This window comes from Microbacterium sp. LjRoot205 (assembly GCF_056175745.1).
This window is the reverse complement of the sequence record NZ_JBGFFH010000001.1, coordinates 102,387-118,740: the sequence shown is the minus strand read 5'-3', so window position 1 is coordinate 118,740 and position 16,354 is coordinate 102,387. Positions and strand designations below refer to the sequence as shown.

General features: G+C 69.3%; 16 protein-coding genes. 6 read left to right on the top strand and 10 right to left on the bottom strand.

Features of this window, described 5'->3' with window-relative positions:
* Positions 1-8: 8 nt before the first annotated feature.
* From AC04ME_RS00630 to cycA, 5 genes are all read right to left on the bottom strand, one after another.
* A complete protein-coding gene (locus AC04ME_RS00630) occupies positions 9-1,001 on the bottom strand; it encodes a LacI family DNA-binding transcriptional regulator (RefSeq protein ID WP_367821615.1) in 993 nt (330 codons plus the stop codon).
* A 143-nt stretch (positions 1,002-1,144) separates the two neighbouring features.
* Positions 1,145-2,074 (bottom strand): J domain-containing protein, encoded by a 930-nt coding sequence (locus AC04ME_RS00625; protein WP_475433046.1) that lies wholly within the window; start codon positions 2,072-2,074, stop codon positions 1,145-1,147.
* A gap of 74 nt (positions 2,075-2,148) precedes the next feature.
* A complete protein-coding gene (locus AC04ME_RS00620; protein ID WP_475433044.1) occupies positions 2,149-2,802 on the bottom strand; it encodes a YigZ family protein in 654 nt (217 codons plus the stop codon).
* Between the two features lie 55 nt (positions 2,803-2,857).
* Positions 2,858-3,844 carry an aldo/keto reductase gene (locus tag AC04ME_RS00615; protein WP_042540451.1) on the bottom strand — a complete coding sequence of 329 codons (987 nt, stop codon included), beginning with the start codon at positions 3,842-3,844 and terminating at the stop codon, positions 2,858-2,860.
* Between the two features lie 86 nt (positions 3,845-3,930).
* On the bottom strand, positions 3,931-5,391 hold the full coding sequence (cycA, locus tag AC04ME_RS00610) for a D-serine/D-alanine/glycine transporter (RefSeq protein ID WP_056374858.1): 1,461 nt from the start codon (positions 5,389-5,391) through the stop codon (positions 3,931-3,933).
* Between the two features lie 147 nt (positions 5,392-5,538).
* Between cycA and AC04ME_RS00605 the strand changes: the two genes are divergently transcribed.
* Together AC04ME_RS00605 and AC04ME_RS00600 are read left to right on the top strand one after the other, a co-directional pair.
* Positions 5,539-7,017: an MATE family efflux transporter gene (locus tag AC04ME_RS00605; RefSeq protein ID WP_079113804.1), complete on the top strand. Its 1,479-nt coding sequence runs from the start codon at positions 5,539-5,541 to the stop codon at positions 7,015-7,017.
* A gap of 119 nt (positions 7,018-7,136) precedes the next feature.
* Complete coding sequence (locus AC04ME_RS00600) at positions 7,137-7,373, top strand: hypothetical protein (RefSeq protein WP_475433041.1); 237 nt, start codon at positions 7,137-7,139, stop codon at positions 7,371-7,373.
* Positions 7,374-7,380: 7 nt separating this feature from the next.
* Here AC04ME_RS00600 and AC04ME_RS00595 read toward each other — a convergent pair whose 3' ends face one another.
* Together AC04ME_RS00595 and AC04ME_RS00590 are read right to left on the bottom strand one after the other, a co-directional pair.
* On the bottom strand, positions 7,381-9,090 hold the full coding sequence (locus tag AC04ME_RS00595; RefSeq protein WP_475433039.1) for an AMP-binding protein: 1,710 nt from the start codon (positions 9,088-9,090) through the stop codon (positions 7,381-7,383).
* A gap of 49 nt (positions 9,091-9,139) precedes the next feature.
* Positions 9,140-9,616 carry an Lrp/AsnC family transcriptional regulator gene (locus tag AC04ME_RS00590; RefSeq protein WP_042540462.1) on the bottom strand — a complete coding sequence of 159 codons (477 nt, stop codon included), beginning with the start codon at positions 9,614-9,616 and terminating at the stop codon, positions 9,140-9,142.
* A gap of 104 nt (positions 9,617-9,720) precedes the next feature.
* On the opposite strand from AC04ME_RS00590, the gene AC04ME_RS00585 reads away from it, so the two are divergent.
* The gene (locus AC04ME_RS00585; RefSeq protein WP_475433038.1) at positions 9,721-10,935 is read left to right on the top strand and encodes a trans-sulfuration enzyme family protein; all 1,215 of its coding nucleotides are present in this window, start codon (positions 9,721-9,723) and stop codon (positions 10,933-10,935) included.
* A gap of 145 nt (positions 10,936-11,080) precedes the next feature.
* Positions 11,081-12,877, top strand: coding sequence for a hypothetical protein (locus AC04ME_RS00580; RefSeq protein ID WP_367821598.1), 1,797 nt, complete (start codon positions 11,081-11,083; stop codon positions 12,875-12,877).
* A gap of 140 nt (positions 12,878-13,017) precedes the next feature.
* Here AC04ME_RS00580 and AC04ME_RS00575 read toward each other — a convergent pair whose 3' ends face one another.
* On the bottom strand, positions 13,018-13,485 hold the full coding sequence (locus tag AC04ME_RS00575) for an acyl-CoA thioesterase (protein WP_082041096.1): 468 nt from the start codon (positions 13,483-13,485) through the stop codon (positions 13,018-13,020).
* Between the two features lie 168 nt (positions 13,486-13,653).
* On the opposite strand from AC04ME_RS00575, the gene AC04ME_RS00570 reads away from it, so the two are divergent.
* Entirely contained in the window at positions 13,654-14,268 is a 615-nt protein-coding gene (locus tag AC04ME_RS00570; protein WP_042540545.1) for a ClpP family protease, read from the top strand.
* Positions 14,265-14,858 (top strand): ClpP family protease, encoded by a 594-nt coding sequence (locus AC04ME_RS00565; RefSeq protein ID WP_475433035.1) that lies wholly within the window; start codon positions 14,265-14,267, stop codon positions 14,856-14,858. Before AC04ME_RS00570 ends, AC04ME_RS00565 begins: the two co-directional genes overlap by 4 nt.
* A 172-nt stretch (positions 14,859-15,030) precedes the next feature.
* Here AC04ME_RS00565 and AC04ME_RS00560 read toward each other — a convergent pair whose 3' ends face one another.
* The gene (locus tag AC04ME_RS00560) at positions 15,031-15,387 is read right to left on the bottom strand and encodes a helix-turn-helix domain-containing protein (RefSeq protein WP_042540469.1); all 357 of its coding nucleotides are present in this window, start codon (positions 15,385-15,387) and stop codon (positions 15,031-15,033) included.
* 65 nt (positions 15,388-15,452) lie between these two features.
* Positions 15,453-16,343, bottom strand: coding sequence for a helix-turn-helix transcriptional regulator (locus AC04ME_RS00555; RefSeq protein WP_042540471.1), 891 nt, complete (start codon positions 16,341-16,343; stop codon positions 15,453-15,455).
* Positions 16,344-16,354 lie beyond the last annotated feature (11 nt).

Here is a 16,354-nt window from a genome sequence, read left to right as displayed (position 1 = left end):
GTGATCGTCTAGCGGGCTGTGCTCTCCCGGAAGTGCACGACGTTGCAGTCGACGACCTCTGTGCGCGGCTCGGCACCGAGGATGTCGGCCTGAAGCAGGCGGGCGGCAGCGCGTCCTCGCGCGGCGGGGCCCGACGAGACGCTCGTGAGTGCGGGGGAGAGGTGGGCCGAGAGATGGTCGTCGTCGAAGCCGGCGATCGCGAGATCGCGGGGGATGCTGAGGCCGCTCGACCGGGCGAACGACAGCCCGGCGATCGCCATGGTGTCGTTGGAATAGAGGATGGCGGTCGGGCGATCGGGCAGCGCGAGCAGCTCGGCGGTGCGCTCCCGGCCACTCGAGGCGGTGAAGTCGCCCTCGCGCAGCAGGGCATCGCCGCCCACGGCATCGGTGTAGGCATCGGCCCGCACGCGCGAGTGCACGTAGTCGAGCGGACCCGAGACATGAGCGATGCGTTCGTGGCCCTCGGCACGCAGGTGAGCGATGATCTCGCGCACGGGCGCATCGTCGTCGGTGCGCACGCACGAGAATCGGGTCGGCTGCTCGTAGGCGCCGACCAGCACCGAAGGGAGGTCGAGCTCTTCGAGCAGCGGCACGCGCCAGTCGTCGTTCCGCAGGTCGAGCAGCAGGGCGCCGTCGGCGCGCCCGTGGCTGAGCGACCGGTAGGCCCGCTCCTCGGCCGCCCGATCGGGAACGACCTGCAGGATCAGCGCCGTCTCGGTCTCAGCCAGCACCGATTCGACGCCAGCGATGAACGCGGGGAAGAACGAGTCGTTGGCGATGACCTCGGGGTCACGGGCCAGCACCACGGCGATCGCATTGGCCTTCTGCGTGGCCAGCGCGCGGGCGCTCTGGCTCGGCACCCAGTTGAGCTTCTCGGCGGCGGCGAGCACCTTGGCCCTGGTGTCGTCGGAGATGGGCCGCTTGCCGCTCATCGCGTGCGAGACGGTGGCCTTGGTGACGCCGGCCTCGCGGGCGACGTCGGCGATCGTCGTGCGGCTCATGCCACCTCCTCGTGGAACTTCCGGGTTGATCCCTGAGCACTCGGCGCGGCACGATTTAACCGGTTTGACGAGTGCGGGTGAAGCGAGTGTAAACCGGTTTGACAACCGCGGTCAAGAGCGGCGGTCGATCTCAGGGATCCGTGTCAGACGAAGGTGACGGTCTGCTGCAGGCGTGTGCGCACGTCGAACAGCTCGTTGCCGCCGATGGCGCGGGCACCGGGGACTCCCTGGCGCAGCACCATCGCGAGCGCACTGCGACGCACGACGACCACGGGAACGCCGCGGCTGCTGCCGAGCGGGGTGACGGCCTGCGCGAGATCGTCGTCGGGGAGCACCATGATCAGTCCGCCGAACTTCACCCGCGCGGCCTTGGCCACGGTGCGCATGCGCGAGAGTGCGGCGGTGACGGGCGCGCGTGTGCCGAGACTCGGGCCGGTGATCTCGCCCCGACGGAACCCGACGACTCCGCCGAAGTCCTCCGACATGACGCCGTAGAGGCCCGAGGGGCTGAGCACGACATGGTCGAGCTTGTCGTCGGCATCCGCTCCTGTGGCGACGTCGTGCCACACCGTGAAGCCCATGCCGAGCGCGCTCACCGTGCGGGCGGTCGCCTCTTCGGCGAGAGCATCGGCGAGCAGGCGTCGCAGGTCGCGCGGGGCCGAGCGCACGAGCGCCGGGTCATAGGGGTCGGGCACCTCGACGCCACGGCCGGCCCATTCGCGGATCAGCGACAGGTAGCGCTCGCGGCGCCACCCGCCGGGATGCCCGTACGAGCGAGCTCGAGGGCGGGTGTCCGTGCGGGCGGCCGACTGCGGTCGCCAGCCGTTCCACTCAGGCTCGGCCGGGATGCCGGGGTGCGCACCCGAGCGACGGTCGTAGGCGGCGCGGCCCTCGGGGGTGCCGATCAGCTCCCACGCTTGCTGCACCTGGATGAAGACGGCCGCGTCTCCGCCCGTATCCGGGTGGGTCTGCCGCAGGCGCAGGCGATACGCGCGCCGCAGCTCGCCGTCGTCGACGGTCGGGTCCACGCCGAGGATCTCATAGGCGGAAGCCGAGAGCGGGCTGTCGAACATCGCTCTCCTTCCGAGATCGCGGCATCCAGAATATCCGGATGCTGTTGTGGATCAGCCGGGCGCGTCGGCCGGGGTCAGGCCGGCACGTCGACGACGCGCTCCACGCCGATCACCGGAATCACGGAACCGGCGGATGCCGCTGCGATGTCATCCGCGAGCCGGTCGAGCTCCTGCGCAGGCACCCACACCTCGAGAGTCGCCAGCGCTGCGTACCGGGGCTCGCCGAGCGTCGCACCGTGACGCGGCACCCAGTCGCGCAGAAGGTTGTCGAAGCGTCCGGCATCCGCCTGCGCGACGTCGATCGTCACCTGGGTCAGAGACTGCCGGTGCACGAGCGATGCGAGATCGAGGGCTTCCGAGACAGCGGTCGAGTAGGCCCGCACGAGCCCGCCGGCGCCGAGCTTCACGCCGCCGAAGTAGCGGGTCACCACTGCCACGACGTCCGTCAGCTCTCGGCGTCTGAGCACTTCGAGCATCGGCACCCCCGCAGTGCCGGACGGCTCACCGTCATCCGACGAGCGGGCCTGATCGCCGAGCAGGCCGGTGACCATCGCGCTGCAGTTGTGCCGCGCATCCCACCACTGCTTGCGCAGGCGTGCGATCACGGCATCCGCGTCCTCGACCGAGGTGACCGGCTCGAGGGTCGCGATGAACCGCGACTTCTTGATGATGAGTTCATGCTCCACGGGCGCGGCGATCGTGGCCGGGTAGGTGCGGGGCGGAGTCATCCGCCTCAGACTACCCAGCGCACGCCGCTGCTCAGCGGTCGACTCAGATGTCGACTCAGCGGTCGACGAACGACATCTGCTGCGGGTTGTACCGATCTCCCTGCACGCCGACCCGGTCGGCGAGCTGATCGAGGTCGGCGAGTTCGTCGGCCGACAGGGCCACCGTGGTGGCTCCCGCATTCTCGGCGATCCGCGACGTGCGCCTCGTGCCGGGAATCGGCACGATCCACGGCTCCCGAGCGAGCAGCCACGCGAGGGCGATCTGGCCGGGGGAGGCCTCCTTGGACTCCGCGAGCGAGGCGACGTGGCCGACCAGCGCCTCGTTCGCCGCCCGGTTCTCCTCGCTGAAGCGCGGGATCGTGCCGCGGATGTCACCGTCAGCGAATGAGGTGGTGCGATCGACCGTGCCGGTGAGGAACCCCTTGCCGAGCGGGCTGAACGGCACGAAGCCGATGCCGAGCTCGCCGAGTGTGGGCAGGATCTCGGCCTCAGGGTCGCGCGTCCACAGCGAGTACTCGCTCTGCAGCGCCGTGACGGGCTGCACGGCATGGGCCCGGCGGATCGTCGAGGCCGATGCCTCGGACAGCCCGAAGTGCCTCACCTTGCCCTCGGCGATGAGCTCGGCCACCGTGCCTGCGACGTCGTCGATCGGCACATCCGGGTCGACACGGTGCTGGTAGAAGAGGTCGATCACGTCGGTGCGCAGGCGACGCAGCGACTGCTCGGCGACGCGTCTGATCTGCTCCGGCCGGCTGTCGAGCCCGACGCTCTTGCCGTCTTCGATGCGCCACCCGAACTTCGTCGCGATGACGACCTGGTCGCGGATGGGCTCGAGAGCCTCGCCGACCAGCTCCTCGTTCACATAGGGGCCGTAGACCTCCGCGGTGTCGAAGAAGGTGACGCCGAGGTCGAGAGCCGACCTCAGCACGCCGATCATCTCGTCGCGGGTGCCCGGGTTCGGCCCGTAGCTCTGCGACATCCCCATGCATCCGAGCCCGACGGCGGAGACCTCGAGGCCCTGTCCGAGTGTGCGAGTGTGCATTGCGTGTCCTTTCGTCGAGACCGACGCTATGCGCGGCCTCGACGATGAGGGAGGGGCTGTCAGACCCTCCCTCGGCACGAGCAGGACTACTCCGGGGAGTCGTCGCGCAGGTACGCGATGTGCTCCGCATGACGGGTCAGATGGTTCTGCGACGTGCGCACGAACATCCAGGCGACGAGCAGCAGCACGAACCAGATCGGCGTCACGAGCAGCGCGATCAGGGTGTCGGGCTGCGTCGTGAGCGCCCAGAGGATGAACACGAAGAACGCGAGCACCACGTACACCATGAAGATGCCGCCCGGCATGCGGAACTTCGACGCTGCGACCTTCTCCGGCCGCCGACGGCGGTACACGAGGTAGCTGCAGAGGAAGATCGTCCAGACGAACATGAAGCACACGGCTGAGACCGTGGTCACCATGTCGAACGCGGTGCCGATGTCCTTGCCCGCGTAGAGCAGCACGACGCCCGAGAGCAGCAGGATGCACGACAGGAACAGAGCGTTCTGCGGCACACGTCGCTTCGACAGCCGGCCGAAGACGCGCGGGGCGTCGCCGTCCTGCGCGAGGCCGAACACCATGCGCGACGTCGAGTAGATGCCCGAGTTGGCGCTCGACATGGCCGAGGTCAGCACGACGAGGTTCACCACCGTCGCGGCGATGCCGAGACCCGCGAGGGCGAACATCGCGATGAACGGGCTCTCGCCGGCGACGTACTCGGTCCACGGGGTGACCGCCATCAGGATGATGAGCGCGCCCACGTAGAAGAGCAGGATGCGGATCGGGATCGCGTTGATCGCCTTGGGCAGGTTCTTCTCGGGGTCCTTGGTCTCGGCCGCGGCGGTGCCGACGAGCTCGACGCCGACGAACGCGAACACGGCGATCTGGAACCCGGCGACGAAGCCCATGAAGCCGTGCGGGAACATGCCGCCGTGGTCCCACAGGTTGCTGAAGCTCGCGGTTCCCGCATCGTGCTGGAAGCCGGTGAAGATCATCACGAGACCCGTGACGATGAGCGCGACGATCGCGATGATCTTGATCAGCGCGAACCAGAACTCCATCTCGCCGAACGCGGCGACGGTGGGCAGGTTCAGTGCGAGCAGGATGACGATCACGAGGACGCCGGGGATCCACAACGGGATGCCGGGGATCAGCGCATCCGTGTACCCCGCGATCGCGATCACATCCGCGACTCCGGTGACGACCCAGCAGAACCAGTACGTCCATCCGGTGAAGAAGCCGGCCCACGGGCCGAGCAGGTCGCTCGCGAAGTCGCTGAACGACTTGTACTTGAGGTTCGACAGCAGCAGCTCGCCCATCGCCCGCATCACGAAGAAGAGCATGAAGCCGATGATCATGTAGACGAAGATCACCGAGGGGCCCGCGACCGAGATCGTCTTGCCGCTGCCCATGAAGAGGCCGGTGCCGATGGCGCCGCCGATCGCGAGCAGCTGGATGTGACGGTTGCTCAGGGCCCTCTTCAGGTGCTGGTCGTCGCCGTCGGCGGTTCCGTCCACCCCGACGGATCCCCGTGTTCTCTCTGTCGTCATCGCTCGAACCTCCGGTGTTGGGCGCCGCGTCCCGCTGCGGCATCTTTCCGACCGTAATGGCCGATCGGGGATGGCAGTTAACCGAATCGATTCGATATCCTGGTTCGACCCCCGATCATCCCCCCAGTTCTGCGAGCCGCTCCCACCATGGCCACCTCTCTCACCACGGGCCGCCCGTGGCGTGTCATCCTGTCGTTCTCGATCCCCCTGCTGCTCGGCAATGTCGTGCAGCAGATGTACCAGTTCGCCGATGCCGTCGTCGTCGGCCGGCACCTCGGCGTCGAGTCCCTCGCCGCCGTCGGCGCGACCGGCAGCCTGCTGTTCCTGCTGATCGGCTTCGCCTGGGGCCTGACGAGCGGTTTCGCTATCCCGATCGCGCAGGCGTTCGGCGCGGGAGACGGCGCAGCGGTGCGTCGCTCGGTCGCGACGGGCGTGATCCTGACCGGCATCACGAGCGTGGTGCTCACGATCGTCGCGCCGCTGATCGCGGCGCCGACGCTCGCCCTGCTGCAGACGCCTGACGAGCTCATGGCCGAGGCGACGATCTTCACGCAGATCAGCTTCATCGGCGCCAGCGCGACGATGTTCTTCAACTTCCTCTCGGCGATCATCCGTGCCATCGGCGACTCGCGCACGCCGCTGATCTTCCTCACGGTGTCGTGTGCGCTCAACGTCGGCCTCGTGATCCTCATGGTCGGCCCGCTCGACTGGGGCGTGGCGGGTGCGGCTCTCGCGACCGTCGTCGCCCAGGCCGTGTCGGTCGTGCTGTGCCTCGAGTTCGTGCGTCGCCGGCTGCCGATGCTGCACCTGCGTCGTGCCGACTGGCGCGTCACCCGCGACGACATCCGAGAGCACCTGCGCCTCGGCCTGCCGATGGGCTTCCAGGCGTCGATCATCGCGATCGGCACGCTCGTCGTGCAGGTGGCCCTCAACACCCTCGGCTCCGAGGCCGTCGCCGCCTATACGACGGCGTCCCGTGTCGACGGCCTCGCCGTGGCCTTCCTCTCGTCGCTGGGTCTCGCCTCGTCGATGTACACGGCGCAGAACCTGGGCGGACGCCGACCCGACCGCATCCGCCGCGGTGTCGTGGAGGGCACCTGGATGGCGATCGCCGCCGGCATCGCGCTCGGAGGCGTCATCATCGCGTTCGGGGCGCCGCTGGTGCGGCTGTTCGTCGGCGAGGGCGCGGCGGCGGATGGGGTCGTCGAACTCGCGCACCTCATGCTGATCATCAACGGATGCGGATACTGGGCGCTCGGCGTGCTGTTCGTGCTCCGTGGTGCGCTGCAGGGCCTCGGCCACACCCTGGTGCCCACCGTCACGGGTGTGATCGAGCTGGTGATGCGCGTGGGCGCCGCGATCGTGCTCGGCGCGCTCATCGGCTTCGAGGGCGTCGCGCTCAGCAACCCTCTCGCCTGGCTCGGCGCGATCGTGCTGCTGGTGCCGGCGTACGTGCGTGCGCACCGGTCGCTCGGCCGCATGCGCGTCGACCCCGTCGAGGCCACCGAGACCTCGGCGATGGCGATCATCGGACCCACCGACGGCTCGATGGTCGTGGACGCGGTCGTCACCCAGCCGGTGCGAGTGATCAGGACCTCGCGTTTCGCGCGGTTGACGCGCCGCTGAACAGCTCGTCACAGTTGCAGAACATCATCCTTGAGATGGATGCCCGGCATGCCGACACTTCGTAATGTTGGTGATGCGGAGATTCCGCAGACCGGGGGGTCGTGATGACATCGTCAAGGGTGGCAAGCGAACTGGCATCGATTCTGGTGCCGATCGGAGTGGTGGGGGCTGTGCTCGCAGCGCTGTGTGCGCTCATCGCAGGAATCGCGATCATGCGCGGAGCGGCGGGTCTCGCCGGCGGAGCGGTCGGTCTGTGGATCCCGAGCGCGATGCTCAGCTCCACGGCATCGTTCGCCGCGCCGCCCCCCCCCACGGTGACGCCGAGCACAGGCAGTCAGCCCGCGCTGGCAGGCTGAGAGCTCGTCAGCGGTAGTCGCGGTCGCGGTGCTGTGCGGCCTCGTCTCCTGAGGTCACGCGCTCGGCCTCTCTGGCGCGCAGCTCGACGCGGCGGATCTTGCCCGAGATCGTCTTGGGCAGCTCGGGAACGAACTCGATGATCCGCACCCAGAGGTGCGACGACAGGCGGTCGTGGGCGTAGGCGAAGATCGAGCGGGCGGCGTCGGCTTCGGCGCCGACCGCGTCGGGGTGCAGGCACACGTACGCCTTCGGAACCGCGAGTCGCGTCGGGTCGGGGCTCGGGATCACCGCCGCCTCGATCACGAGGTCGTGCTCCAGCAGCACCGATTCGAGCTCGAACGGCGAGATCTTGTAGTCGGAGGCCTTGAACACGTCGTCCGCCCGGCCGATGTAGGTCAGGTATCCGTCGGCATCCCGCTGGGCGATGTCTCCGGTGTGGTGGAAGCCGCCGACGCGGGACTCGGCCGTCTTGTCCGGATCGTCGTAGTACCCGGCCATGAGCCCGACCGGAGGGTGGGTCAGGTCGAGCGCGATCTCGCCCTCGTGCTCGGCGATCTCTCCGGTGGCGGGGTCGAGCAGCACGACCGGGTACCCGGGCAGCGGGCGTCCCATGGAGCCGACCTTCACGACCTGACCGGGGGAGTTGCCCACACACGCCGTCATCTCGGTCTGCCCGAAGCCGTCGCGGATCGTGCCGCCCCACGCCGCGCGCACCCGGTCGATGACCTCGGGGTTCAGCGGCTCGCCCGCTCCGACCAGCTCCCGCGGCGGGTGGGTGAGTCGCGCGAGGTCGGCCTGGATCAGCATCCGCCACACCGTCGGCGGAGCGCAGAACGTGGAGACGTGGTGGGTGTCCATGACCTGCATCAGGGTGTTCGCGTCGAACCGGTCGTAGTTGTAGACGAACACCGTCGCCTCGGCGAGGAACGGCGAGTAGAAGCTCGACCACGCATGCTTCGCCCAGCCGGGTGACGAGATGTTGAGGTGCACGTCATCGGGTCGCACGCCCAGCCACCACATGGTCGACAGGTGTCCGACGGGATACGAGACGTGCGTGTGCTGCACGAGCTTCGGGCGGCTGGTCGTGCCGCTCGTGAAGTAGAGCAGGGCCGTGTCGTCGGCCGGTGTGGCGGCGTCGGGCTCGAAGGCCGCAGGGGCGTCGGACGAGCCGTCGAAGCGCGTCCATTCGGCGGGGATGCCGTCGCCCACGCCGATGCGCAGCACGTCGGCGTCGATGTCGGCGATGCGCTCGGCGAGGCTGCCGAGCGTGACGATCGTGCGGGCCCGGCCGTGCTCGACGCGGTAGGCGAGGTCGGATGCCGAGAGCAGGGTCGACGTCGGAATCGACACCGCGCCGATCTTGGTGATGGCGAGCATCACCTCCCACAGCTCGATGGTGTTGCCGAGCATCACGATGACGTGGTCGCCTCGACGGATGCCGAGGTCGGTCAGCCAGGCCGCGACCTGATCCGAGCGGGACGACAGCTCTCCGTATGTCCACGACTCGAGACTGAGATCGGCCGAGACGATCTGCACGGCCGGGCGGTCGGGCGTCTCGCCCGCGATGACGTCGAACCACTCGAGCGCGAAGTTGAACTCCGTGGGCGTCGGCCAGACGAACCCGTCTCGCGCCGCCGCGTAGTCGGTGGCATTCGCGAAGAGGAAGTCGCGCATCTCTCTGATCGCGGACGTGGCTGCGGTGGCGCTGCGGCTCATTCTGGGCTCCCTTGCTCGGCAGACGTGTCCATCCTCGCCCACGATCCGCTCAGCGCGCGAGCAGGCCGGCGCCGTCGCGGAGCTCGAACACCAGCTGCGTCTCGGTGCCGCGGACGACGGGGTGGATCGTGATGTGCTCGAGCACGATGTCGCGCAGAGCGGTGGCATCCTGCACCGCGACGTGCACGAGGAAGTCGTCGACGCCCGCGACGTGGAACACCTGCAGCACCCGCGGGATGGCCGCCAGCGCGTCGAAGAGCGCGGTGACCTTGGGGCCCGTGTGATTCGCGAGGCGCACCTTGATGATCGCCTGCAGGGGCAGTCCGAGAGCCGATCCGTCGACCCGGATCCGGGTGTCGCGGATGATCCCGCGCTCGCGCAGTGCGCGCACGCGGTGCGCGCATGTCGACTCGGCGAGACCCAGCCCGTGCGCGAGCGCCTTGTTCGTGACCTCGGCGTCGCGGGTGAGGACGGCGAGGATCTCGAGATCGATCTCGTCGAGCTGTGCTTTCGCCAATGCCCGCACCTCCTGGTATTGTCTCTTTGCTCAGAATATCGAGAACGAGCCAGAATCCGACGGATACTGTCGAATCCCTGCGCATCCATCGCGCTTCGGGCAACGTGGCAGACATGACTGCACCGTTGCATCCAGACACCGTCGCCGTGCACAGCGGCCGCTCAGACCTCGAGGCACTGGGAGTCCACGCACCGCCGATCGACCTGTCGACGACCAACCCGCTGCCCGACATCGAGCGCGGCGGCGACTCGTACGAGGCGATGGCGACGGGTGGGCGGCCGCCCGCCGACGGCAGCATGGTCTACGCGCGGCTCTGGAACCCCACCGTGGGGCGGTTCGAAGACGCCCTCGCCGAGCTCGAGCACGCCGAGGCCGCCGTCGCCTTCGCATCGGGCATGGCGGCGATGACCGCGGTGATCCTCGCGCACGGCCCCGCAGCGGGGAAGAACCACGTCGTGGCGGTGCGTCCCCTCTACGGCGGCACCGATCACCTGCTCGGCTCCGGCCTGCTGGGTGTGGAGACCACCTATTGCCACCCTGCCGAGGTCGCCGCATCGATCCGTCCGGACACGGGACTCGTGGTGGTGGAGACCCCCGCCAATCCGACGCTCGAGATCGCCGACATCGCCGCCGTGGTGGCGCAGGCGGGAGTCGTGCCGGTGGTCGTCGACAACACCTTCGCGACGCCCTTGCTGCAGAATCCCCTTGACCACGGTGCGGCGATGTCGCTGCACAGCGCCACGAAGTACCTCGGCGGACACGGCGACGTGATCGCGGGCGTGGTGGCCTGCGACGAGCAGACCACGGAGGCGCTCCGCCGTGTGCGTGCCGTGACCGGCGGTCTGCTGCATCCGCTCGGCGCTTACCTGCTGCACCGTGGGCTCGCGACCCTCCCCGTGCGCATGCGCGCGCAGCAGGAGAGCGCTCGCCGCATCGTGCAGTGGCTGATCGACCGCCCCGAGATCGCCGAGGTGTTCTATCCCGGACTCGACGACGACCCGCAGGGCATCATCCAGCGTCAGATGCGGGGCACCGGGGCCATGATCGCGATGCGGATGCGGGGCGGGTATGCCGCGGCATCCGCCGTCACCTCATCGACGTCGCTGTTCACCCACGCCGTCTCGCTGGGCGGGGTCGATTCGCTGATCCAGCATCCGGCCGCGCTCACGCACCGGCCCGTGCCGGCGGAAGCGCGCCCCGACGCCGATGTGCTGCGACTGTCGATCGGTCTCGAGAACGTCGACGACCTGATCGCCGACCTCGCGCAGGCATTCGCTGCACTGTCGCGAGTGGAGGGCGCCGTGGCATCCGGCCGTCCGTGGGCGTGAGGTCGCGACGTTTGTCGAACAGCTACAAGGAACTGAGTCTCACTATGAACGGGATCTAGTTCCGAGGAGCAAACCTGTGCGAATCCTGAGAACCCGCCCATACACTCGCCGGTGGCAACGACGCCACTGACCCCGGGAGTCCTCAATGACGAGTGCAAAGCCCCACGCGCACGGAATCGGAATGCGCATAGCCGTGATCGTGCTCAGCCTGCTGCTGGCCGCGATGGTGATCCTGTTCTTCCTGACCACGGGCAAGATCGCGGCCGGTGCCGCGGAACTCGCCGACGGCACCACCACCGCACGAGACGGCTCGGCCGACCTCGCCGCAGGTGCCGGTGATCTCTCTGCGGGCGCCGACGAGCTCGCCGCCGGCACGGAGCAGCTCGCGGCGGGAGCGACGAGCGCCCACGTCGGCTCCGAGAAGGTCGCCACGGGTGCGCAGAGCGCCTCCACCGGCGCCGCCGCGCTCGCCGTAGGTGCCGACACTCTCGCGATCGGCGCCTCGAACGCCGCGTCCGGGGCTGCTCGGCTGAGCGCCGGAGCACTGTCGGCGCTCACAGGCGCCGAGCGTCTCGAATCGGGACTCACGACGGCGGATGCCGGTGTGCAGTCTGCGCTCGACGGTGCGCAGAAGGTCTCGGCCGGTGCGCAGCAGATCGACTCAGGAGCCCGGGCCGCACTCGACGGCGCTCAGCAGGTGGCCGCAGGAACGCAGCAGGTCGACGGCGGAGCCCAGTCGCTCGTCGACGGCGCTCAGGACCTCACGACGGGCGCGCTGCAGGTCGACGCGGGAGCCCAGTCGGTGCTCGACGGGGCGACGAATCTCGCCGCCGGGGTCGCCGGCGCGCACCAGGTCGCGGGGCAGGTGCTCGACGGGGCGAACCAGCTCAGCTCGACGATCACCGGCGCCGTGACGCCGCAGCTTCAGGCGCTCGCCAGCCCGGAGAACGCCGCGGCGATCACCGAGGCGGCCAACGGTGCCCCCGCGAACGCGCAGCAGCTGGCCGATGCGCTCTCCCAGCTCGCTGCGGCAGACCCGACGAACGCTCAGATGCAGCAGCTCGCTGCTCTCGCCGCCGGAGTGGATGCTCAGGTCGACGGAATCGCCGGAGCGGCCGCCGCGGCACCCGTGCTCGCGCAGGGGACGATCCAGGCCGCCGCCGGAGCGCAGCTGGTCGCCGGCGGTGCGAATGCGCTGGTCAACGGCGATGCGGCGCAGGGATGGCCGGGAACGGTCGCGCTGGCAGACCCGACCGCAGGGGCCCCGGCATTCGTCACGGGGGTGCAGCAGCTGAAGGCCGGCACTTCCGGTCTCGCCGCCGGCGCCTCGACGCTCGAGTCCGGTGTGGGCACGCTCAAGGCAGGCGCCTCAGCGGTATCGGCCGGTGCGTTGAAGCTCGCCGACGGCGTGCAGCCCCTGAGCGACGGAGCCTCGCAGCTTTCGGGAGGCGCGCTCGCGCTGGCCACGGGACTGCAGCCTCTGAAGGCGGGCACCGCAGAACTGTGGGCCGGCGCGGATCGGCTCGCCGCTGGTCTCGACACTCTCGCCGATGGCGCCGTGTCGCTGCAGGACGGTTCGGCGCGGCTCAGCGCCGGTGCGGCCAGCCTCGACGAGGGCGCGACCGCGCTGGCCGAGGGCACCGAGACGCTGAAGGTCGGTGCGTCAGACCTGAGCACCGGCGTCGGCGAGCTCTCCGAGGGTGCTGCCACTGTGGCCGAAGGCACCGGCGAACTGGCGGAGGGCGGTGACAAGCTCGAGGCGGGTGCATCGGAACTCGCAGACGGCAACGGCCTGATCGCCGACGGCTCCGGCACGCTCGCGACCGCGACGGCGGGCGCTGCGCCGTCGATGCTGCCCTGGATGCTCGTCGTCACACTGGCAGGACTCATCGCGGTCGGCTTCTGGATCGGCCACCGCGTCAGTCACCGTCGGAGCGTCTGAGCGGCATCCCGGACTGACGCCGCGCGCATCGAAGGAGATCTCTCGTTCCGAAGGACCCGATCCGCACGATCGTCCTTCGATACGGGAGATCTCCTTCCGCGCGCGTGAGACGCAGGGCGAGAGGATGCCGGAGCCTGGCTCTACGGCAGGCGGATCGTGCCTGTGGCGATCCGCTCCGTCGGCATCCGATCGCGGTTGTAGGTGATCTCGTCGTACCCGTGAGGGGTCGGCGTGCCGTCCTCGTCGAGGCTCACGAACACGATCTTCTCGATCGTGAGGATGCGCTTGCGGGTGATCATGTTGCGGGCGACCGCGCGCATGGTCAGCGAGGTGGTGCCGAAGTGGGTCGCCTGCAGGCCGATTTCGATCAGGTCGCCCTGCACGGCTGAGGCCTCGAAGTTGATCTCGGAGATGTGCTTGGTCACCGCGCGGTAGTTGCCCAGCTGCACGATCGCGTAGATCGCGGCCTCCTCGTCGATCCACTTGAGCAGGCTGCCGCCGAACAGAGATCCGTTCGCGTTCAGGTCCTCCGGCTTCACCCATTTGCGGGTGCGGAAGTTGATGCCGTCTTCGGACCACTGCCACTCGGGTGTCTGCTGTTTCGCCATGCTTCGAGGGTAGGAGCATCGTGAGTCGGTGGTGTTACGCGTGCACATCCGTGCATGTCGACGGTCGCTCGGTCTCGGGTCGCTCTGTCTCGGGTCGCTCTGCCTCCGGCGGATCTGCCGAGGGCGGATTCGGTTCCGAACGGACTCGACACGGCGGATGCTGAGGCCATGAGCGAAGAGACCCCCATCCCGCACTTCGGACCCGAGGCCAGGCGAGCGCTGTTCCACGAGCGCGTGCTCGTGCTCGACGGCGCCCTCGACGACGACAACGGCACGCTGCTGATGACGCAGCTGCTCACCCTCTCGGCCGAGGATCCGACGACCGACATCGCCCTGTGGATCCACTCGCCCGGCGGCTCCGTGCCGTCGATGCTCGCGATCCGCGACCTCATGACGCTGGTGCCGAACGACGTGTCGACTCTCGCGCTCGGACTCGCATGCAGCGCCGGGCAGTTCCTGCTCTCGGCGGGCGCGAAGGGCAAGCGCAGGGCGCTGCCCCACGCGCGCATCCTCATGCATCAGGGTTCCGCCGGCATCGGCGGGTCGGCGGGCGAGCTCGAGACCCAGGCAGACGACCTGCGGCACATGCGCGACACGGTGCTCGGGCTGATCGCCGCCGACACCGGGCAGCCCGTGGATCGCATCTTCGAGGACTCGCTGCACGACCGCTGGTACACCGCAGAGCAGGCGAAGGACTACGGGTTCATCGATGAGGTCCTCGACTCGCTCGCCGACCTCATGCCCCGTCGCCGGGCCCGCGTCGGGCTGGGGGCGAGCGCATGAGCGGCTACACGATCCCGAACGTCATCGCGCAGCATCCGCGCGGCGAACGCGTGATGGACGTCTACTCGCATCTGCTCGCCGAACGGGTCATCTATCTCGGCACCGGCATCGACGCGGGAATGGCGAACGCCCTCATCGCGCAGCTGCTGCACCTCGACGCCGACAGTCAGGACGCGGGCGTGCAGTTCTACATCAACAGTGAAGGCGGCGACCCGGGGGCGGCGCTGGCGATCTACGACACGATGGAGCACATCCGCCCCTCGGTCGCGACGACCTGCGTCGGGCAGGCGATCGGACCCGCCGCACTTCTCGTCGCCGCCGGAGCGCCGGGTCAGCGGGCCGCGCTCGCCCACGCACGCATCGTGCTGCATCAGCCGGCGGGCCAGTCGCGGGGGGCAATTCCAGACCTCATCCTTGCGGCCGACGAGGTCGTGCGCGTGCGGGCAGACATGGAGGCGATCCTCGCCAGGCACAGTGGGCGCTCGCTGAGCGAGCTGCGCGCCGACACGGACCGGGATCGCGTCTTCACGGCATCCGCCGCTCTCGACTACGGGCTGATCGACACCGTTTTGGGCGAGCGGGCCGTCTGACCCGATGCCCGGCCGGCCGTCTGCAGGATCGAAGCACGGATGCGGGGTGATTCTGCCGATCTGCTCCTGCAGACGTGCCGTGGTCCTGCAGACGGGCCAAGGACACGGGCCGCGGCCGAAGATCTGGCCGACGCCCCGGCCCGAAGACTCCGGCCGGGGATCCCGCGATGGCTCAGGCAGCGAGGGCGAAGGCCCCGCGTGCGGCCGAGACGGCGGCGGATGCCGGAGCGGCCGTCACCTGACGCAGCTCGTCGGCCACAGCGCTCGTCAGTTCGATCAGCGAGGTGTCGAGGGCGCCGGCGATCGCCGCGATCATCTCACTCGACGGTTCTTTGAGTCCGCGTTCGACCTCCGAGAGGTACTGCGGCGACACTCCGGCATTCTCGGCCGTCTCGGTCAATGTCTCGTCGCGATCATGTCGTCGCCGCCGCAGCTGGTCCCCGACCATCTGGCGCCACAGGGGTTCGGGCTCACTGGGGCGAGGGCGGGACGGGCGAGGTGCGCGGGAGAACGGGACGAGGTCGGCCATGCCTCACGATATGCCGCCGTCGTGCGCGGGTTCGAGCGGTTCTGCTCAGAGCAGAACCGTCGCGCTCAGGCCTCGGTGCGCTCCGGCGACACGGTCTCGGGCTCGGCGACGGACGCGTCCGTCGCCGCCCAGCTCGCCAGCATCCGCAGCTTGTCGGCCGACGCTGTTCCCGGCTCTGCCGTGTACGTCGACATCTGCAGCCCGGCGTCGGCGGGCAGCTCGAACGCCTCGTAGGTCAGCTCCATCTCGCCCACGACCGGGTGGTTGATGCGCTTGACGCCGCTGCGATGGAAGCGCACGTTGTGCGCGGCCCACAGGGTGCGGAAGCGCTCGCTGCGCGTCGACAGCTCGCCGACCAGATCGGTGAGCTTGCGGTCGTAGGGGTTTCGTCCGGCTTCACCGCGCATCGCCGCGACGAGCTCCTGAGTGTTGCGCTCCCACTCGGGGTAGAACTCCTGGGCGGCCGGGTCGAGGAACGCGAATCGCGCGCTGTTCGGCACCGGAGTCGTGAAGAGCGGCGAGTAGAGAGCGCGGCCGAGCGCATTGGCGGCCAGGTAGTCGAAGTAGTTGTTGCGCACGATCGCGGGTGCCTCGGTCATCGCATCGAGCAGGCGCAGGATGCTGGGGCGCAGCACCTCGACCTTCTTGCGCGGCGTGCGGGCGACCGGCGACGCATTCGCCGCGCGGGCGAGGTCGAACAGGTGCGCCGTCTCGGCCTCGTCGAGCTGCAGGGCGCGGGCGAGCGCGTCGAGCACGCTGTCGGAGACGCCGGACAGATCGCCCCGCTCGAGTCGCGTGTAGTAGTCGACGCTGACGCCGGCGAGCAGCGACACCTCCTCACGCCGGAGTCCCGGTACGCGGCGGTTGCCGCCGTACGCGGGCAGGCCGGCCTGGTCGGGGGTGATGCGGTCGCGCCTCGACGAGAGGAATTCGCGCACCTCGCTGCGGGTGTCCATGTCATCGACGG